Below are 17,492 nucleotides of genomic sequence, written 5' to 3'. Positions count from 1 at the left end.
CTGATTGAGTGGTTCGCCCGCCCGGCTCCATTGCCGGCAGGACGTTGCAAACAGATGCATCCCATCGCCAGGGCATCGACAGGCGGCCATGGGCCAGCGCTAGCATTTGCAGCTGTGCAGCTGTGCAGCTGTGCAGCCAGACAGCCATACAGCCAGCCAGCCAGCCAGCCAGACAGCCAGCCAGCCAGCCAGACAGCCAGCCAGCCAGACAGCCAGCCAGCCACAGCAAGCCACAGCAAGCCACAGCCGCAGACTGCAATCGCGAACGCCGGTTGCCCAAACACGGGACACCGCAGCGCACGTGTCTGCAAAACGGACAACGCTGGATGAAGTGCAGACATCTTAGGTGCCCTGTTCCAGGCCATCCGCCTTGAAAAACAAGGCTTTCAGAGTTGGCACGATGTCTGCGTTGTACCCATAGCGAGCGGCACTCCTGCCGCATTGGAGACATCACATGCTTCGTCAGACCGCACTTGCTGTTGCATTGGCTTGCAGCGTGGCTACCGCGGCGGCGCAGGTTCCGCCGCCGCCTGCCGCGCCGGTCGCACCGCGTCCGCCGGTGGGCACGCCGCCCCCACCGCCGCCCATGCCGCCTGCGCCGCCCGCACCGGTGGCCGCTACGCCGGTGCAGGTCAGCGGCACCGTCGAGCGTTTCATGCTCAATCCCAACGGCGACGTGGACGGGCTGTGGTTGCGCGACGGCACCCAGGTGGCGTTTGCACCGCATCTGTCCGATGACCTGCAGGCGGCCGTGCGCCGCGGCGATGCGGTGAGCGTGCAAGGCTATCGCCTGGGCGACTTGCCGGTACTGCGTGCCAGCAGCATCCGCTCCACGCGCAGCAAGCGTGAGGTGGTGGACCGCCCGCCGTTGGCCGGCGACATGCCGCCGCCGCCCGCGCCTGCCGCACTGACGCCGTTAACAGCGGATGGACACATCGAGCGCCTGGTCTACGGCCCGGGCGGCGAAACCAATGGCGCGTTGCTGAGCGACGGCACCGTGGTGCGGATGCCGCCGCATCTGGCATTGCAGTTGAGCGACCTGCTACGTACTGGAGCACCGCTGAGCGTGCGCGGGTTCGGTGTCGCCACTGCGGCCGGGCGCGCGATCGAAGCCACCGCAGTGGGTCGCGACCGCGCGTCGCAGCGTGCGTTGTTCGTTCCTCCGCGCCCGGATGGCCCGCTGCCGCCGCCACCGCCGCCCGCACCACCTGGGCCGCCCGTGCCGCCGGCGGCCCCACCCACACCGCGCTGAAGCAAGCCGCCGCTGCGAACGCGACGGCGGCGCGCACCCAGATGTTCGTTCACGCACCCCGCCGCGCCGCCTGCATGGCGTCGGGCGCGGCTTGCCGGCGTTGGCCGGTCCTACCTAGTTGGAGTCCACAATGCATTGGGTCGATCCTGATTTCCTCCCTGAAACCCGCGGCACCCTGGCGCGTTTTCTGCTCAATCCCAAGGCCGATATCGATGGCCTGCTGTTGACCGATGGCACTGAAGTACACACACCGCCGCATCTGTCGGCGGCCTTGCTCAAGGCGCTCAAGTCTGGCAGCGCATTGACCGTGCGCGGCCTCAAGCCACGCGATGTGGACATGCTGGTGGCCCTGGCGATCGACCCGGACGGCGGCAAGCGCATCCTCGACGAGGGCCCGCATGGGCCGCATGCCAAGCCCAAGCCCAAACCCAAACCCAAACCCAAACCGCCGGCCGGCAAGCCGCCCAAGCTGCAGCTCACCCAGCACGCCGGCACCATCGCGCGGCTGCTGCATGGCCCACACGGGCAAGTGCATGGCGTGCTGTTCGACGACGAAGTGACGGTGCGGTTTCCGCCGCATGCCGGTGCCGACTTCGCCAAGCAGCTAGTGGTCGGCAAGCCGTTGGTGGTCGAAGGCGACACCAAGGCCACACCGCATGGCGTGTTGATCCATGCGCATGCGCTGGGCAGCAAGGCCGCTGCGTTGAAGCAGATCGACCATCCGCCGCATGGCCCGGGCGCGCATAAGCCCAAGCCCAAGCACTAGGCGCCGCAATGTGCCCGCTGCGCTGCAATGAGACAGTCGTCATCGGCGTTGCCCTGCAGACAGGTCGTGCAGGGCAACGCGCAGCAGGGCGATGCGCATGAGCACGTCGACCCGACCGCGTGGCACGCGCGCGCTGGAAGCGCTGCATTTCAGCGTGGCCGATGTCCAGGACGGGCTGGGGCCGTTTTTGAGCGTGTTTTTGCAGTCCAAGGGCTGGTCGGTGGGCGCGATCGGCACGGTGATGAGCGTGGGCGGTATTGCCGGCATGCTCGCCACCACGCCGGCCGGCGCATTGGTCGATGCCACCCGGCGCAAGCGCGCCGTGGTGGTGGTCGGCTGTCTGGCGATCCTGCTCGCCACCGCGTTGATCTGGCTGCGCCCAACCGCTTCCGGCGTGGTCGCTGCGCAGATCGCATCGGCGCTGGCGGCGGCCGGCATCGGCCCGGCGCTGACCGGCATCACGTTGGGCCTGGTGCGTGCGCGCGGGTTCGATCATCAGCTGGCGCGCAACCAGGTCGCCAATCACGCCGGCAACATGCTGGCCGCGGTGCTGGCCGGCTGGTTGGGATGGCGCTACGGGTTTGGCGCGATCTTCGCGCTCACAGCGGTGTTCGGCGTGTTGGCGCTGACGGCCGTGCTGTCGATTCCGGCAACCGCCATCGACCATCGCGCTGCACGCGGCCTGGGGCATGCCGATGGCGCAGACGCATTGAGCGCCTGGCGGGTGTTGCTGACCTGCCGGCCGCTTGCATTGCTGGCGGTCACGCTGGGGCTGTTTCATCTGGGCAACGCGGCGATGCTGCCGTTGTATGGCATGGCGATCGTGGCTGCGCATGCCGGCGACCCGAGCGCGCTGACCGCCACCACGATTGTGGTCGCCCAAGCCACGATGGTGGTGGTTGCGTTGCTGGCGATGCGCTGGATCCGCGTGCACGGACATTGGTGGGTGCTGCTGCTGGCCTTCATGGCCTTGCCGCTGCGCGCGCTGGTGGCGGCCTCGGTGATTCACGGCTGGGGCGTATTTCCGGTGCAGATCCTCGATGGGCTCGGCGCCGGTCTGCAAAGCGTGGTGGTGCCGGCATTGGTGGCGCGCTTGCTGCATGGCACCGGGCGGGTCAACGTCGGCCAGGGCGCGGTGATGACGGTGCAGGGGATTGGCGCGGCGCTCAGCCCGGCGTTTGGCGGCTGGCTCGCGCACGCCTTTGGCTACCGCATCGCGTTTTTGAGCCTGGGCGCAATCGCCTTGCTGGCAGTGGCGTTATGGGCTGGATGCCGCAGCCTGTTGCAGGCAGCGACCAGCGTGCAGACCGCGTCGTAGTGGCTGCGCAGGTGCGTGCAAGAAAGCGCGTGTGTATTGATTCCATCGTTAGCGGTGCGTGGTGCATTGCGCGGTGTTGTCGAGGATCGCAAGCCTGGATGTAAAGACTGAAGACCTGCAGCGCGCATGCACACAACACGGCAATCACCATCGCGCTGTAAGGCGTGGGCAGTGCCGGGTGTGTGGTGGTCGACCAGTCCTGTCGAACACCTGCGGCAAGTGATAGGTAGACGCCTGGGCATCTCGCTCAAGAACCGAGCGTGCAGTGGTCCATGCAGATTGCTGATTGCCGATAGCGGGCGCGCAGTGCTTGCTGCTGGTGTTGCGTCGAGGCTACTGACCGCCAGCGAAGTTCCACTGCCGCCAGGCTTCGAACACCATCACCGCAACGGTGTTGGACAGATTGAGGCTGCGATTGTCCGGCCGCATCGGCAGACGCAGCCGGTGCTGCGGCGGGATCGACTCCAGCACCTCGGCCGGCAGGCCGCGGGTTTCCGGGCCGAACAAAAACGCATCGCCGTCGGCGAACTGCGGTGTGTCGTAACGCACCGTGCTGCGCGTACTCAGGGCAAACACACGCGTGGGCGCGATGGCAGCCAAGGCAGTTGCCAGGTCGGCGTGCACTTGCAGGGTCGCGTATTCGTGATAGTCCAGGCCCGCGCGCTTGAGCTGCTTGTCGCTGAGGTCGAAGCCGAGCGGCTCGATCAGGTGCAGGCGCGCGCCGGTGTTGGCGCACAAGCGAATCACATTGCCCGTGTTGGGCGGAATTTCCGGTTGAAACAGGATGACATCGAGGACGGGTGCTGACATGCGCGCAAGTGTAGCTGCGCGCGTGCTTAAAGGCTGATGGCGGCGCTGACCAGGGCTTCCAGTTCGGCCGGCGACGGCTGCAGCTGCGGCACCGGCAGATTGACCATGACCTGACCCATCAGCGCACCGATCGCGGCGGCGGTCTGGCCGGAGGCGCTCTGGGCAGTGGCGGCGCTGCTGCGGACCACCAGCTCGGCACGCTGTTCGGCCGAGGGACGGACCTGCACCGCGGCAAGGGTGACAACGCGCGGGCCGGCCTGTTCGGCAGCGAAGGCAGCCAGCTGCTCGGCGGACGGGCGCACCTGCACGGCAGTCAGGGTACGGATGTTGCTGCTGCGCTCCAGCGTCTGCTGGGCGATCTGGTCGGCGGCCGGGCGAACCTGGACGGTGTCCAGCGTGGTCAGGCTGGCGGCTTGGGCAAAACCGGCGAAGGTGGTGCCGGCCAGGAGGGCGGCGGAGAGGGCGATGCGCAGGGTCTGGGTCTTCATGGCGAGGTCTCTTGGTGTGGGTGATCAGTGGTGTGGTAGTAAGGTAGTACACCGTTTCGGTATGTGCAAGAACTTTCGAAGGTGTCGTTTATTTGTTCAGTAAAAAGTCAGCTTTCTGCTATTTGCTTCCGGTGCCGGTTGAATAAAGCAAACCGCGTGCCATCTTCAAGCCATTGTTTTTAAAGATGTATTTGATGTGTGCGGGTGTCCGCGTCCGGACACCCGGACGCGTTTGCGGGCAGTGGACGGCGACGCCATCAGTTCCATGCGGCGGATATGCGCAGGTGCCGGTGTGCTGAATGAGGCGTATGGCGCATGCCGGGCACGCGTTTGACCGCCGGACAACTGCGGCACAATCCGGCTTTGCCCTTCGGTGTGGATGACTTATGCGCGTGCTGATGCTGTCTGTTCTGGTTGCCACCACCACCGCGGCGTGCACCTGGGTGCCGATCGAACAAAGCGGCAAGAGCGTGCAGGTATTGCCCGCAGGCCCTGTGCCAGCTGGCTGTCAGCAGCAGGGCGAGGTGGTGGTGACGGTCAAGAGCAAGGTCGGCTTCTACAACCGCAACCCGCTGCGCGTGCAGGAAGAACTGGAGACCCTGGCGCGCAACGAGGCCCCGGGCGCCAATGCCAATACCGTCCAGGCGCAGGGCCAGCCGGCCGACGGAAGCCAGCGTTTCAACGCCTTCCGCTGCCCACCGCGCTGAACCGTTGGGCTGGGGCGGGGGCGATTCAAATGTAAAGATGCGGTAAAACCAGCCAGCGGCTAGACTGACGCCCCCTCGCCTGACGCCATGGCGCTACTTCGATGCTCTTCCAGAATGTCTCCATCGCGGGACTGGCGCATATTGATGCGCCGCATACGCTGACTTCCAAGGAAATCAACGAGCGCCTGCAACCGACCTACGACCGCCTCGGGATCAAGACCGACGTGTTGGGCGACGTTGCCGGTATCCATGCACGGCGCTTGTGGGACCAGGATGTCCAGGCATCCGACGCCGCCACCCAGGCCGCGCGCAAGGCGCTGATCGATGCCGGCATCGGCATCGAAAAGATCGGCCTGCTGGTCAACACCTCGGTGAGCCGCGACTACCTGGAGCCGTCCACGGCGTCCATCGTGTCCGGCAACCTGGGGGTCAGCGACCATTGCGTGACCTTCGACGTGGCCAACGCCTGCCTTGCCTTCATCAACGGCATGGACATCGCTGCGCGCATGCTCGAACGCGGCGAGATCGACTACGCGTTGGTCGTCGATGGCGAAACCGCCAACCTGGTCTATGAAAAGACCCTGGAGCGCATGACTTCCCCGGACGTCACCGAGGAGGAGTTCCGCAACGAACTCGCCGCGCTGACCCTGGGCTGCGGCGCTGCCGCGATGGTGATGGCGCGCACCGAGCTGGTGCCCGACGCGCCGCGCTACAAGGGTGGCGTGACCCGCTCGGCTACCGAGTGGAACAAGCTGTGCCGCGGCAACCTGGACCGCATGGTCACCGACACCCGCTTGCTGCTGATCGAAGGCATCAAGCTGGCGCAGAAGACCTTCCTGGCCGCCAAGCAGGCGATGGGCTGGGCGGTAGACGAGCTGGACCAGTTCGTCATCCACCAGGTCAGCCGCCCGCACACCGCTTCGTTCGTGAAGTCGTTCGGCATCGACCCAGCCAAGGTCATGACCATCTTCGGCGAACACGGCAACATCGGCCCGGCCTCGGTGCCGATCGTGCTGAGCAAGCTCAAGGAGCTCGGCCGCTTGAAGAAGGGCGACCGCATCGCACTGATGGGCATCGGCTCGGGGCTGAACTGCTCGATGGCGGAAGTGGTTTGGTGAGTGGCTGTCAGGTCGAATGCCACAAGAACGTGTTAAAAAAAATGGATTTTTAGAACGCGTCCCTGCATCATGTTCGTTCTCGCAACATGAGTAGGTGACATGGACGACACCTCCGTTTTCGATCCGACCAATTTCGATCCGACCAAGCCCCATAACGCTCTCCCGCCGCTACCGCCGGCGGGAGATATCGAAACCCGCAGCCTGCTCAAGGCCTGCATCGTTGCCCGCACCGCATTGGCCGAGCTGAAGCAGGCCACTGCGCTGCTGCCCAATCCGGTCGTACTGATCAATACGATTCCGATCCTGGAGGCGCAGGCCAGTTCGGAGATCGAAAACATCGTCACCACCACGGACGAGTTGTTTCGTTACGCAGACGATCAGGAGCGCGCGCAACATCCCGCGACCAAAGAAGCGCTGCGTTACCGCAGTGCGCTGTATGAGGGATTTCAATCGCTCCAGCAGCGGCCGCTGTGCACCGACACCGCTGTTGTGGTGTGTAGCCGCATCAAAGCGGTGCAGATGCAGATTCGTCGCGTGCCGGGCACTGCGCTGGCCAACGACCAGATGCAGCAGATCATCTACACCCCGCCGGTTGGCGAAACGCTGCTGCGCGACAAGCTCGCGGACTGGGAGCGTTTCATCCATGAGCATACCGACATCGATCCACTGATCCGGATGGCGGTGGCGCACTACCAATTCGAAGCGATCCACCCGTTTACCGACGGCAACGGTCGCACGGGGCGGGTGCTGAATCTGTTGATGCTGATCGAACAGGGTCTGCTGGATGTGCCGGTGCTGTATCTGTCGCGCTACATCATTCGCCATCGCAGCGATTACTACCGCCTGCTGCTGGACGTGACGCAGCATGGGCACTGGGCTGAGTGGATTCATTACATGCTCGCTGCGGTTGCGGAGACCGCTGCCTGGACAACCGCGAAAATTCAGGCGATCCGCGGCCTGGAGACGCAGGCGCGTGATCACGTTCGCCGCCTTGCACCCAAGGCTTATAGCCGGGAGCTTGTCGATGTGATTTTCAACCAGCCGTACTGCCGCATTCAAAACGTGGTGGATGCGCTCGGCGTGACGCGCCAGACCGCAGCGCGTCATCTCAAGGAACTGGTGGATATCGGAGTGCTCAAGGAGCAGCGTCTGGGCAAGGAGAAGTTGTTCCTGCATCCGGCCTTCCTGCAACTACTCTCCGCTGACGGTCATCAACTGCCGCCTTACCGAGAAAGTCCGCAAGAAACCCCATGATCTCTAAGACTGCTGCCACTTTATGCATCCAGTGCTGCCGTCTGATAGGGCGCAGCATGCGATCGCTGCAGGATTTTTATCTGCATCGCTCGGGCCAACGCCAGCGCGATGTAGCTCTTCTTGAAACAAATCGGATCCCTTTGGCATGAACTACCCAGGCTACCCCTTCACCCCCAAGCGCCTCGATGTGCGGCCCGGCGTTGCGATGTCGTATCTGGACGAGGGTCCACGCGATGGCGAGGTGGTCGTGATGCTGCACGGCAATCCGTCGTGGAGCTATCTGTGGCGGCATCTGGTCAGCGGGCTGTCCGATCGCTACCGCTGCATCGTGCCCGACCATATCGGCATGGGCTTGTCCGACAAGCCGGACGATGCACCCGATGCGCAGCCGCGCTATGACTACACCTTGCAGTCGCGCGTAGACGATCTGGATACGTTGCTGCGGCACCTTGGCATCACCGGGCCGGTCACGCTGGCGGTGCATGACTGGGGCGGCATGATCGGGTTCGGCTGGGCGTTGTCGCATCACGCGCAGGTCAAACGATTGGTGATCACCAATACCGCCGCATTCCCGCTGCCGCCGGAAAAGCCGATGCCGTGGCAGATCGCGATGGGACGCCATTGGCGGCCGGGCGAATGGTTTATCCGCACCTTCAATGCGTTTTCGTCCGGCGCTTCATGGTTCGGCGTATCAAAGCGCATGCCCTCGGCCGTGCGGCGCGCCTATGTGGCGCCCTACAACACTTGGCGCAACCGTATCTCCACGATCCGTTTCATGCAGGACATTCCGCTGTCGCCGGCCGACAAGGGCTGGTCGTTGCTGGAGCGTTCCGCACAGGCCTTGCCGTCGTTTGCCGACCGCCCTGCGTTTATCGCCTGGGGCCTGCGCGATATCTGCTTCGACAAGCACTTTCTGGCCGGTTTTCGCCGCGCGTTGCCGAATGCGGAAGTGACTGCATTCGAGGATGCCAATCACTACGTGCTCGAAGACAAACACGACGTGTTGGTGCCGGCGATCCGCACGTTTCTGGACACGCATCCGTTGTAAGCGATGCACGCCGCTGCTGACCCATGCGCTGGTGCGCAGGTCAGCAGCGAGGCATGTTCACGAGGTTGGCAGCGGATTGCGCTGTGCGTCGTCCACGCCGATCCAATCGTCCTGCGTCAGCGCATGCAGCCCATGCGCCAGGCGCGACTTGTCACATTGCGCACTGCGCTCGCCGAACTCCAGCGAGGCCGGTACGGCGGCGCAGGAGGACGGGCGGCGGTCGTGGATGCTGCAGCGGCTGTAGCGGCCGATGTCCGCATCCAGCGCGATGCAGCGCGGTTGCGATTGCGAGGTGCCACGCATCACGCGCTCATGCGTGCGCAAGGAGTCGGTCAGTTCGATCGGCACCCTGCCGCCCAATGCGGGATCGGCTTCGCTCCAGTGGAAACTGACGCGGAAATAGGCGCAGCAAGCGCCGCAGGTAAGGCAGGGGTGTGCCATGGAATGCCGGGCCTGGCGCGGCGAAATCGCGTGGGGAGCGCGGCATTTTGACCGAACCGTGCTGCGATACAAGGGGCGTGGTGGCGCGTAGGTCAGCGATTCATCTGCCTGGACCTGCCAAGACCGACAAAGAGCGTGCATGCATTGCGTGGTGGTTAGGCCGCACAGCGCCAAACAGGCGCCGCATCCGTACGTCGGCTTCCGTTCGATCAGTCCGGTCGCGGCGTGCGGCGCGCCATCCCTGCAAGGGCTAGTGCACGCCTGATCCTGGAGATAGATGCAAGCGGCCGGCACTATGAGTGCATGAGTGATAATACGGCGATGACCACTCTCTGCAATATCGCTGCCACCTTGCCGCAGCTGGCGCGCGAGCGCCCCGATCAGATCGCCATCCGCTGCCCCGGCCGCCGCGCCGCCAACGGGTTTGCGGCCTACGACGTGACCTTGAGCTATGCCGAACTGGATGCACGCAGCGATGCGATCGCGGCCGGCCTGGCACTGCACGGCATCGGCCGTGGTGCGCGCGCGGTAGTGATGGTGCGGCCGTCGCCGGAGTTCTTCCTGCTGATGTTTGCGTTGTTCAAGGCCGGTGCGGTGCCGGTGCTGGTCGACCCGGGCATCGACAAACGCGCGCTCAAACAGTGTCTGGACGAAGCGCAGCCACAGGCGTTTATCGGCATTCCGCTCGCGCAGCTGGCGCGCCGGTTGCTGCGTTGGGCGCGCTCTGCCAAGCAGATCGTCACTGTCGGTGGAGGCTACGGCTGGGGCGGGGTGACGCTGGCGCGCGTAGAGCGCGATGGCGCCGGCGCTGGCAGCCAACTGGCCGATACCGCACCTGACGATGTGGCGGCGATCCTGTTCACCAGCGGCTCCACCGGCGTGCCCAAGGGCGTGGTGTACCGGCACCGGCATTTTGTCGGGCAGATCGAGCTGCTGCGTAACGCGTTCGGCATGCAGCCCGGTGGCGTGGATCTGCCGACGTTTCCACCGTTTGCCTTGTTCGATCCCGCCTTGGGGCTGACCTCGGTGATCCCGGATATGGACCCGACCCGTCCGGCCACCGCCGACCCGCGCAAGCTGCACGATGCGCTCAACCGCTTCGGAGTGACACAGTTGTTCGGCTCGCCGGCGCTGATGCGCGTGCTGGCCGACTATGGGCAGCCGCTGCCCAACGTGCGCCTGGCAACGTCGGCAGGCGCACCGGTGCCGCCCGATGTGGTGGCCACCATTCGCGCGCTGCTTCCGGCCGATGCGCAATTCTGGACCCCGTACGGCGCCACCGAATGTCTGCCGGTAGCGGCGATCGAAGGCCGCACGCTGGACGCGACCCGTGCCGCCACCGAAGCCGGGGCCGGCACCTGCGTGGGGCAGGTGGTCGCGCCCAATGAGGTGCGCATCATCGCCATCGACGATGCGGCCATTACCGATTGGAGCGGCGCGCGCGTGCTGGCCGTGGGCGACGTCGGCGAGATCACCGTCGCCGGCCCCACCACCACTGATACCTATTTCAATCGCGATGCGGCCACACGCATCGCCAAGATCCGTGAGCGCAGCGACGATGGCAGCGAGCGCATCGTGCACCGCATGGGCGATGTCGGCTATTTCGATGCGGAAGGACGCTTGTGGTTTTGCGGGCGCAAGACCCATCGCGTGGAAACGGCCACCGGCCCGCTGTACACCGAACAGGTGGAGCCGGTGTTCAACGTGCATCCACAGGTGCGGCGCACCGCCTTGGTCGGTGTGGGCGCGCCCGGGCAACAGCAACCGGTGCTGTGCGTGGAGTTGCAGCCGGGCGTGTCGGCATCGGCTTTTGCGGACGTGCAAACCGCATTGCGTGCGCTGGGCGCTGCGCATCCGCATACCGCCGGTATCACGCGTTTTCTGCGGCATTCCGGCTTTCCGGTCGATATTCGCCACAACGCCAAGATCGGCCGCGAAAAACTGGCGGTCTGGGCGGCGCAGCAGCGCTCCTGACGTCCACGATGTCCACGCATTATCGTCTGGATGATCTGCGCATCGATGTGGCGCGGCAGCGCGTGGAGCGCGACGGCGTGGCGCTTGAGGTGGGTGGGCTGAGTTTTCGCCTGTTGCACTACATGCTGCAACAGGGCCAACGCGTGGTGGATTTCGACGCGTTGATCCAGAACGTGTGGGCACCGGCGCTGGTCAACGAAGAAACCGTCACCCAACGTGTGCGGCTGCTACGGCAGGCCTTGGGCGACGACTCGCGGCAGCCGCGCTATCTGCGCTCGGTACGGGGGCAGGGGTATCAACTGTGCGTGCCGGTGCAGCAGGAACAGGCGCCGCCCGCGCCCGCGCCACGGCGGCATGGCGTCTGGATCGCCGCTGCCGTGGCGATGCTGGTCGTTGTAGGCGGCGCTGCAGCATGGTGGGTGCAGCGCGGCGACGCACCACCCGCGAAGGCGGCGTTGCTGCAACGTGCCGACTACTACGCCGGCATCGGCCAGCGCGACGACAACGACCGCGCAATCGGTCTGTATCGCCAACGTCTGCAGCAAGCGCCGGACGATCGGCAGGCCCAGCTCGGGCTCAGTCGTGCCTACGCCGCACGCGTGTGCCAATACGATGGCGACGGCGGATTTGCACAGCAGGCCCAGCAACTGGCCGATGCGGTGATCAAGGCGCAACCGCGTCTTGCGGCGGCCTACGCCGCGCGCGGTTACGCGCTGGATTGCCAGGGCCGTAATGGCGCTGCACTGGCCGCCTACGAGCAGGCGTTGCAGCTGGATCCGGCGGCCGATGCCGTGCGCGGCTCGGCCGCCTACCTGTACGAGCGGCAGGGCAAACTGGTGCAGGCGCTGTCGGCCAACCTGGCCGTGCGCGAGCCAAAGCGCGTGCGCTTTCTGCCGATCCAGATTGCCAGCAACCTGAGCCTGCTCGGCTATGCGAGTGCCGCCGAAGCACGCTATCGGCAGAACTTTCAGCTGTATCCGGACGATGCGTTTTCCAATCTGGCCTGGCCCACGTTTCTGTTCGAGCATGGCCGCGCGGCAGAGGCGCAGACGGCATTGAACGAAGCATTGGGCCGCGGCACCGACTATGCCGGGCTGTCCTTGTTGCAGGCGCAGCTGGCGTGGTCGCGTGGCGACACCGCGCTTGCACGCAGCGCGGCGCGGCAGGCCTTGCAGCTGCGCCCACAGGGCAGCTTTGCGCAGACGGTGGTGTGGGCGCTGCACGCCGAGCCGCCTCCGCCAGCCGCCACGCTGCACGCGCATGCGCAGGAGTTGCTCGGCAGCGTCGCGCGTGGCGGCGACCCGTTCGATGCAGTCGATGCCGCGGTGTTGTTGCTGAGTGCGGATGCGCCCGACGCGGCGATGCGCGCCTTGCAACGTGCAGAGGCCGCCGGCTACCGCAACGCCGGCTATTTGCGTCAATCGCCGCTGCTGCAGCCATTGCGCGGGTTGCCGGAGTTTGCCGCGTTGCTGGCACGTATCGATGCCGATCTTGCTGCCCAGCGTGGGCAGGTACGGCGTGCCGATGTGCTGCGTGCGCAGGCAACATCCAACGGCGACTGACAACTGGGTGAGCGTGGTCCGGACGGGCCGACTGCATGCTCAGACGGTGAGGTCAGATCCAGAATGAGCCATTGAGATCTGCGCCGCAGCAGGCACCGGCCGCGCCCTGCGGCGCGTCGGTGTGGTGTGGCATCGGTTGCCAGGTCTGGGTGGCGAACACGCCATGCACGCCAACCACCAACCAGTGTTTGGAGCGGCTAACTGACAGCTGCAGTCACCGCCAGGCAGGTGCGACCGGTGCTCGGTCTGGCATGTGCCACGCGGACATGCCGAGTCAGCGCGCGCCGTGCACACCCACCTGACGACTGCTTGCGACGTTGTGTTACCCGCTCTCAGTGCTCAGGCAGCGCCTTGAGCACATAGTCGGTCAGCAAGCGCTGCGACTGTTGGTGCATCTGCCGCGTGTTGTACGCGCTGCGCGTGAGCACCACCACCAGGCGCTCGTCAGGCACCACGAACACGTAGTTGCCGCCATTGCCGGACATCGCCCAGGTATCGCGTTGCACACCGCGCACCGGAAACCGGAAGTGCCAGATCAGATAGCCGTAATCGGCATCCTCGCGCGCCTGCGCGTGCACGCTGGTCATCGCCTGCACCCAGTCGGCAGGAATCACCTGGCGGCCTTGCCAGCGGCCGTGCGCCAGCAGCAGTTGGCCGAGTTTTGCCAGGTCGCGGCTGCGATAGCGGGTGCCGCCACCGCCCATGCCCACACCTTCGGACGACAGGTTCCACTGCGCCCGCTCGATGCCCAGCGGTGTTTCCAGCACCTGCGCCGAAAAGGCCTGCAGCGGCTCGCCGGCGACTTTTTCCAGCATCGCACTCAGCAGGAAGGAGCCGGCGGTGCAATACGAAAACGCGCGGCCGTGCGGGCTCTGTGCGGGCCGCGGCGTCCACGGTGCATAGCCGCGGATCGGTAGATCCAGCGCGAACTGCGTCCAGTCCGCACTCACGTACATGCGTTCTTCGTTGCCGGCCGAAAATGTATTTTCGTCGTTGCATTCCAGCTGCGAGCTCATCGTCAGCAGGTCTTCGACGGTGATCGCACGCTTGCGCGGATCGGGGTGCTGCCAGTGCCGCTCGCCAAAAGCGTCGTAGACCTTGGCCTGCACGTCGGGGATCAGCTTGCGCGCGATGGCCGCCCCGACCAGCAGCCCGGTCACGCTCTTGGTCAACGAGCGGGTGTCGTGCAGGGTCTGTCGATCGGCATCGCCCAGGTAGCGCTCGTAGACCAATGCGCCGTCGCGTGCGATCACCAGGCTGGTGGTGGAGGGGGCCAGATCGGCGGCGAGCGCCTGCTCCATCTGCGCCAGCAGCGGAAGGTTCCAGCCCTTGGCGGCAGCGTTGGCGACCGGCCAGCCGTCGTCCAGGGCTGGCGGTGTGGCGGCTGGCGGCGCGGGCGCTGCTGCTGTCGAGGCGGCAACTGGCGCCGCGGCGTGCAGCGCGGAGACGTAAAGCAGGGGTAGCAACAGCAGTGACAGGTGGGTCATGACAACTCCAGCGATCGAGGGTCCGGCCATGACGCCTGCGCCGCGAATGAACTGCCTGATGCTGCAATGAAGATTTATGAAGGTCTTTGCGATCAAGGGGTTAGCCGCACCGCTCGCGAGAAGAAACGCACGCCGCGTCGCCCTGACGGTTCTGTCCGGCTATTGTGTGCGCCCTGCAGGAGCGATGGGTGTGGCGTGATGAAAGTGCTGGTGACCGGCGGTGGTGGATTTCTTGGCCAGGCGTTGTGCCGCGGCTTGCGTGCGCGTGGGCACGAGGTGGTGAGTTTCCAGCGCGGCGATTACCCGGTGCTGCAGACGCTGGGCGTGGGCCAGATCCGTGGCGACCTGGCCGACCCGCAGGCCGTGCGGCATGCCTTCAGCGGCATCGATGCGGTGTTTCACAACGCCGCCAAGGCCGGCGCGTGGGGCAGCTACGACAGCTATCACCAGGCCAATGTGGTGGGCACCCAGAATGTGCTCGACGCGTGCCGCGCCAATGGCGTGCCGCGGCTGATCTACACCTCCACGCCCAGCGTCACCCATCGCGCCACCCATCCGGTGGAGGGCCTGGGCGCCGACGAAGTGCCGTATGGCGAAGACCTGCGCGCCGCGTACGCAGCGACCAAGGCGATCGCCGAGCGTGCGGTCCTGGCGGCCAACGATGCGCAGCTGGCCACGGTGGCATTGCGTCCGCGGTTGATCTGGGGGCCGGGCGACAATCATCTGTTGCCGCGTTTGGCCGCACGCGCACGCGCCGGTCGCCTGCGCATGGTGGGCGATGGCAGCAACCTGGTGGACAGCACTTATATCGACAACGCCGCGCAAGCGCATTTCGATGCATTCGACCATCTTGCGCAGGGTGCTGCCTGCGCGGGCAAGGCGTACTTCATTTCCAACGGCGAACCGTTGCCGATGCGCGAGCTGCTTAATCGCTTGCTCGCGGCCGTAGACGCGCCGGCAGTGACGCGCTCGTTGTCGTTCAAGACGGCGTATCGCATCGGTGCGGTGTGCGAAACCTTATGGCCACTGTTGCGTCTGCCAGGCGAAGTGCCGTTGACGCGGTTCTTGGTCGAACAGTTGTGTACGCCGCATTGGTACAGCATGGAACCAGCGCGCCGCGACTTCGGCTATGTGCCGCGTATCAGCATCGAAGAAGGCCTGAATCGGCTGCGATCCTCATCTTCCAACGACATCGCCATCACTCGATAAAGACCGCCGTCTGATCAGGATACGTCTGCGCCGATTCGGCACGACAACTTCTGGAACCATTGCCATGCTGCATTACGCCATCATCTTTTTCGTCATCGCCATCATCGCCGCTGTGCTGGGCTTCAGCGGTATCGCCGGTGCGGCGACCAACATCGCCTGGATCCTGTTCGTGGTGTTCCTGATCCTGGCAGTGATCTCGATGTTCCGTCGCGGCAAGGTCTAACGCCTCACCGCGATACGTCACGGCAGCGGCGCTGCCGGTCGGCGCTCACATGGCCCGCTTCCGCAAGGAGGCGGGCCATGTGCGTTATGGCGGTTTTCAGCGGGTTTTTTCATCTCACAGCAACTTTTCCAGGTATTGCACTTGTTTGCCATTGGCCAACACCGCATCGCCGATCGGCACGAATCCCAGTTGTCGATGCAATGCCAATGAGGCCGGGTTGGGCGGGCTTAGATTGACTTCGCACACCACGCGCGGTTGCGCTGCTGCACGCGCGCTGCGGATGAGGTCGTCGTACAGCTGCACCGCAAGGCCGCGTCGCTGCGCATGGGCGGCGATCACGATGCGGTCCACGTACACAAAGCGCGCGAAGCGCTCCGCCAGCCATGCAAAGTTCGCATTGGCATAGGCAGCGCTCTGATCCAGTGCGATCAGCAGGCCGTCGGCCGGTGGGATGAGGCGTGCATGCCAGGCCATCTGCAATAAAGCAGTGAGCCCATCGGCATCGAGCAACGACAGTGCGGTGGCGTGCGTATTGTTGAGTGCGAGCAGCGCGGCATGGTCGTGCGCTTGCACTGCGCGTAACTGCGCCGCACTCATGCGCGCGCGTCCACCGCGCTGCGCAGCAGTTGATCGTCCGCATGCCGTTGCAAGGCCAGCTCAATCAACTGCGTGATCAAACCACGATAGTCCAGCCCGCTTGCCTGCCATAACTTTGGATACATGCTTATGCTGGTGAAGCCAGGCAGCGTATTGACCTCGTTGATCACGATGCGCCCGTCCGCACACAGGAACACATCCACGCGTGCCATGCCGGCACAGTCCAGTGCTTGATACGCCTGCACCGCAAGTTGCTGGATGCGCTGCTGCGTCTGCGCATCGAGATCGGCGGGGATCACGATGTCGGCGCCATCCGCGCTGATGTATTTGGTGTCGTACGAATAAAACGCATCGTGTACCACCACCTCGCCGCACACGCTGGCCTGTGGCGTGGCATTGCCCAGCACCGCGCATTCGATCTCGCGACCGACAATGGCCGCTTCCACCAGCACCTTGTGGTCATAGGACAACGCCAATGCGAGCGCGGCGGCAAAGGCGTCCGCGCTGCGCACCTGGCTGACGCCGACCGAAGAGCCCTGGTTGGCCGGCTTGACGAACAGCGGCAAGCCCAACTGCGCGATCAGCGCATCCACATCGGCCTGCGCGGCGGTGTGGCGGTTGAAGCAGACAAACGGCGCCACCGCCAGGCCGGCATCGCGCAGCACGCGCTTGGCCATGTCCTTGTCCATCGCCACCGCCGAACCAAGCACGCCGGAGCCGACGAAGGGCAGGTTGGCCATGCGCAACAAGCCCTGCAGCGAGCCGTCCTCGCCCAGGGTGCCGTGCACGATCGGAAACACCACATCGATCTGCGCCAGTGCCTGCTCGGTATCCACCGGCCGCAGCTGCGCCTGCTCGGCGCCGGGTAGCACCGCCACCGAGCGGCCGCTGCGGTGCAAGGCGATCCGGCCCGGGTCGTCGGCATCGTGCAGAAAGCTGTCCGGCGCGCTCAGATGCCACTGGCCCTGCTTGTCGATGCCGATCAGCACCGGCTCGAAGCGCTGCGGGTCGAGCGCGTCCAGGAGGTTGCGCGCCGATTGCAGCGAAACCTCGTGCTCGGCGGATTTGCCGCCAAAGATGAGACCGACCCGGATCTTGCGCATCGCCTGCTCCTGCCAACTGTTCGAGAAGGGCGCCAGCATGCCCGTGACCGGCCGGCCGAAGGAAGTCGGCAGATCGCGCGCGGTCGGCAGCTGTGCACGGACGCCGCGCTCATCGCCGCAGGGCGCGATGGCCCA

General features: G+C 65.3%; 17 protein-coding genes and 1 other RNA gene. 12 read left to right on the top strand and 6 right to left on the bottom strand.

The window, feature by feature from the left end; genetic code table 11:
• The first annotated feature begins 454 nt into the window (after positions 1-454).
• The 3 genes from RQH86_RS12805 (at position 455) to RQH86_RS12795 (ending at position 3,336) form a co-directional block, all read left to right on the top strand.
• A complete protein-coding gene (locus RQH86_RS12805) occupies positions 455-1,252 on the top strand; it encodes a hypothetical protein (protein WP_311240627.1) in 798 nt (265 codons plus the stop codon).
• Positions 1,253-1,382: 130 nt separating this feature from the next.
• Entirely contained in the window at positions 1,383-2,018 is a 636-nt protein-coding gene (locus RQH86_RS12800; RefSeq protein WP_311240628.1) for a hypothetical protein, read from the top strand.
• A gap of 91 nt (positions 2,019-2,109) precedes the next feature.
• Entirely contained in the window at positions 2,110-3,336 is a 1,227-nt protein-coding gene (locus RQH86_RS12795) for an MFS transporter (protein ID WP_311240629.1), read from the top strand.
• A gap of 333 nt (positions 3,337-3,669) precedes the next feature.
• On the opposite strand, the gene RQH86_RS12790 is transcribed toward RQH86_RS12795, so the two are convergent.
• Complete coding sequence (locus RQH86_RS12790; RefSeq protein ID WP_311240630.1) at positions 3,670-4,146, bottom strand: tRNA (cytidine(34)-2'-O)-methyltransferase; 477 nt, start codon at positions 4,144-4,146, stop codon at positions 3,670-3,672.
• A gap of 26 nt (positions 4,147-4,172) precedes the next feature.
• Complete coding sequence (locus RQH86_RS12785) at positions 4,173-4,634, bottom strand: hypothetical protein (RefSeq protein WP_115514985.1); 462 nt, start codon at positions 4,632-4,634, stop codon at positions 4,173-4,175.
• A gap of 386 nt (positions 4,635-5,020) precedes the next feature.
• On the opposite strand from RQH86_RS12785, the gene RQH86_RS12780 reads away from it, so the two are divergent.
• The 4 genes from RQH86_RS12780 (at position 5,021) to RQH86_RS12765 (ending at position 8,761) form a co-directional block, all read left to right on the top strand.
• Positions 5,021-5,341 (top strand): DUF4156 domain-containing protein, encoded by a 321-nt coding sequence (locus tag RQH86_RS12780; protein WP_055853702.1) that lies wholly within the window; start codon positions 5,021-5,023, stop codon positions 5,339-5,341.
• Between the two features lie 101 nt (positions 5,342-5,442).
• On the top strand, positions 5,443-6,459 hold the full coding sequence (locus RQH86_RS12775; protein WP_055853700.1) for a 3-oxoacyl-ACP synthase III: 1,017 nt from the start codon (positions 5,443-5,445) through the stop codon (positions 6,457-6,459).
• 99 nt (positions 6,460-6,558) lie between these two features.
• Positions 6,559-7,713, top strand: coding sequence for a Fic family protein (locus RQH86_RS12770; RefSeq protein WP_311240631.1), 1,155 nt, complete (start codon positions 6,559-6,561; stop codon positions 7,711-7,713).
• Between the two features lie 145 nt (positions 7,714-7,858).
• Positions 7,859-8,761, top strand: coding sequence for an alpha/beta fold hydrolase (locus RQH86_RS12765; RefSeq protein ID WP_115526732.1), 903 nt, complete (start codon positions 7,859-7,861; stop codon positions 8,759-8,761).
• 57 nt (positions 8,762-8,818) lie between these two features.
• Here RQH86_RS12765 and RQH86_RS12760 read toward each other — a convergent pair whose 3' ends face one another.
• On the bottom strand, positions 8,819-9,202 hold the full coding sequence (locus RQH86_RS12760) for a YkgJ family cysteine cluster protein (RefSeq protein WP_055853696.1): 384 nt from the start codon (positions 9,200-9,202) through the stop codon (positions 8,819-8,821).
• 321 nt (positions 9,203-9,523) lie between these two features.
• Here RQH86_RS12760 and oleC point away from each other — a divergent pair, with 321 nt between their 5' ends.
• The 3 genes from oleC to RQH86_RS12745 all read left to right on the top strand — a co-directional run bounded on the left by oleC (position 9,524) and on the right by RQH86_RS12745 (position 13,066).
• Positions 9,524-11,176 (top strand): olefin beta-lactone synthetase, encoded by a 1,653-nt coding sequence (gene oleC, locus RQH86_RS12755; protein WP_311240632.1) that lies wholly within the window; start codon positions 9,524-9,526, stop codon positions 11,174-11,176.
• Between the two features lie 8 nt (positions 11,177-11,184).
• Entirely contained in the window at positions 11,185-12,738 is a 1,554-nt protein-coding gene (locus RQH86_RS12750) for a winged helix-turn-helix domain-containing protein (RefSeq protein WP_311260584.1), read from the top strand.
• Positions 12,739-12,989: 251 nt separating this feature from the next.
• Positions 12,990-13,066, top strand: a non-coding RNA gene (locus RQH86_RS12745) — sX9 sRNA.
• Positions 13,067-13,070: 4 nt separating this feature from the next.
• On the opposite strand, the gene RQH86_RS12740 is transcribed toward RQH86_RS12745, so the two are convergent.
• Positions 13,071-14,225, bottom strand: coding sequence for a serine hydrolase (locus tag RQH86_RS12740; RefSeq protein WP_311239464.1), 1,155 nt, complete (start codon positions 14,223-14,225; stop codon positions 13,071-13,073).
• 198 nt (positions 14,226-14,423) lie between these two features.
• Here RQH86_RS12740 and oleD point away from each other — a divergent pair, with 198 nt between their 5' ends.
• A complete protein-coding gene (gene oleD, locus RQH86_RS12735) occupies positions 14,424-15,434 on the top strand; it encodes a 2-alkyl-3-oxoalkanoate reductase (RefSeq protein WP_055853689.1) in 1,011 nt (336 codons plus the stop codon).
• A gap of 64 nt (positions 15,435-15,498) precedes the next feature.
• Positions 15,499-15,657 carry a DUF1328 domain-containing protein gene (locus RQH86_RS12730; RefSeq protein WP_003468167.1) on the top strand — a complete coding sequence of 53 codons (159 nt, stop codon included), beginning with the start codon at positions 15,499-15,501 and terminating at the stop codon, positions 15,655-15,657.
• A gap of 114 nt (positions 15,658-15,771) precedes the next feature.
• Here the strand turns inward: RQH86_RS12730 and RQH86_RS12725 are convergent, their stop codons facing one another.
• Positions 15,772-16,254, bottom strand: a complete 483-nt coding sequence (locus RQH86_RS12725) for a GNAT family N-acetyltransferase (protein WP_311239463.1) — start codon at positions 16,252-16,254, stop codon at positions 15,772-15,774.
• Positions 16,251-17,357, bottom strand: coding sequence for a D-alanine--D-alanine ligase (gene ddlA / locus RQH86_RS12720; RefSeq protein WP_311239462.1), 1,107 nt, complete (start codon positions 17,355-17,357; stop codon positions 16,251-16,253). The genes RQH86_RS12725 and ddlA overlap by 4 nt, the downstream gene beginning before the upstream one ends.
• Positions 17,358-17,492 lie beyond the last annotated feature (135 nt).

The sequence above is a fragment of the Xanthomonas sp. WCS2018Noco2-27 genome (genome assembly GCF_031843525.1).
GTDB lineage: Bacteria > Pseudomonadota > Gammaproteobacteria > Xanthomonadales > Xanthomonadaceae > Xanthomonas.
This window is presented reverse-complemented; position numbering and strand designations above follow the sequence as displayed.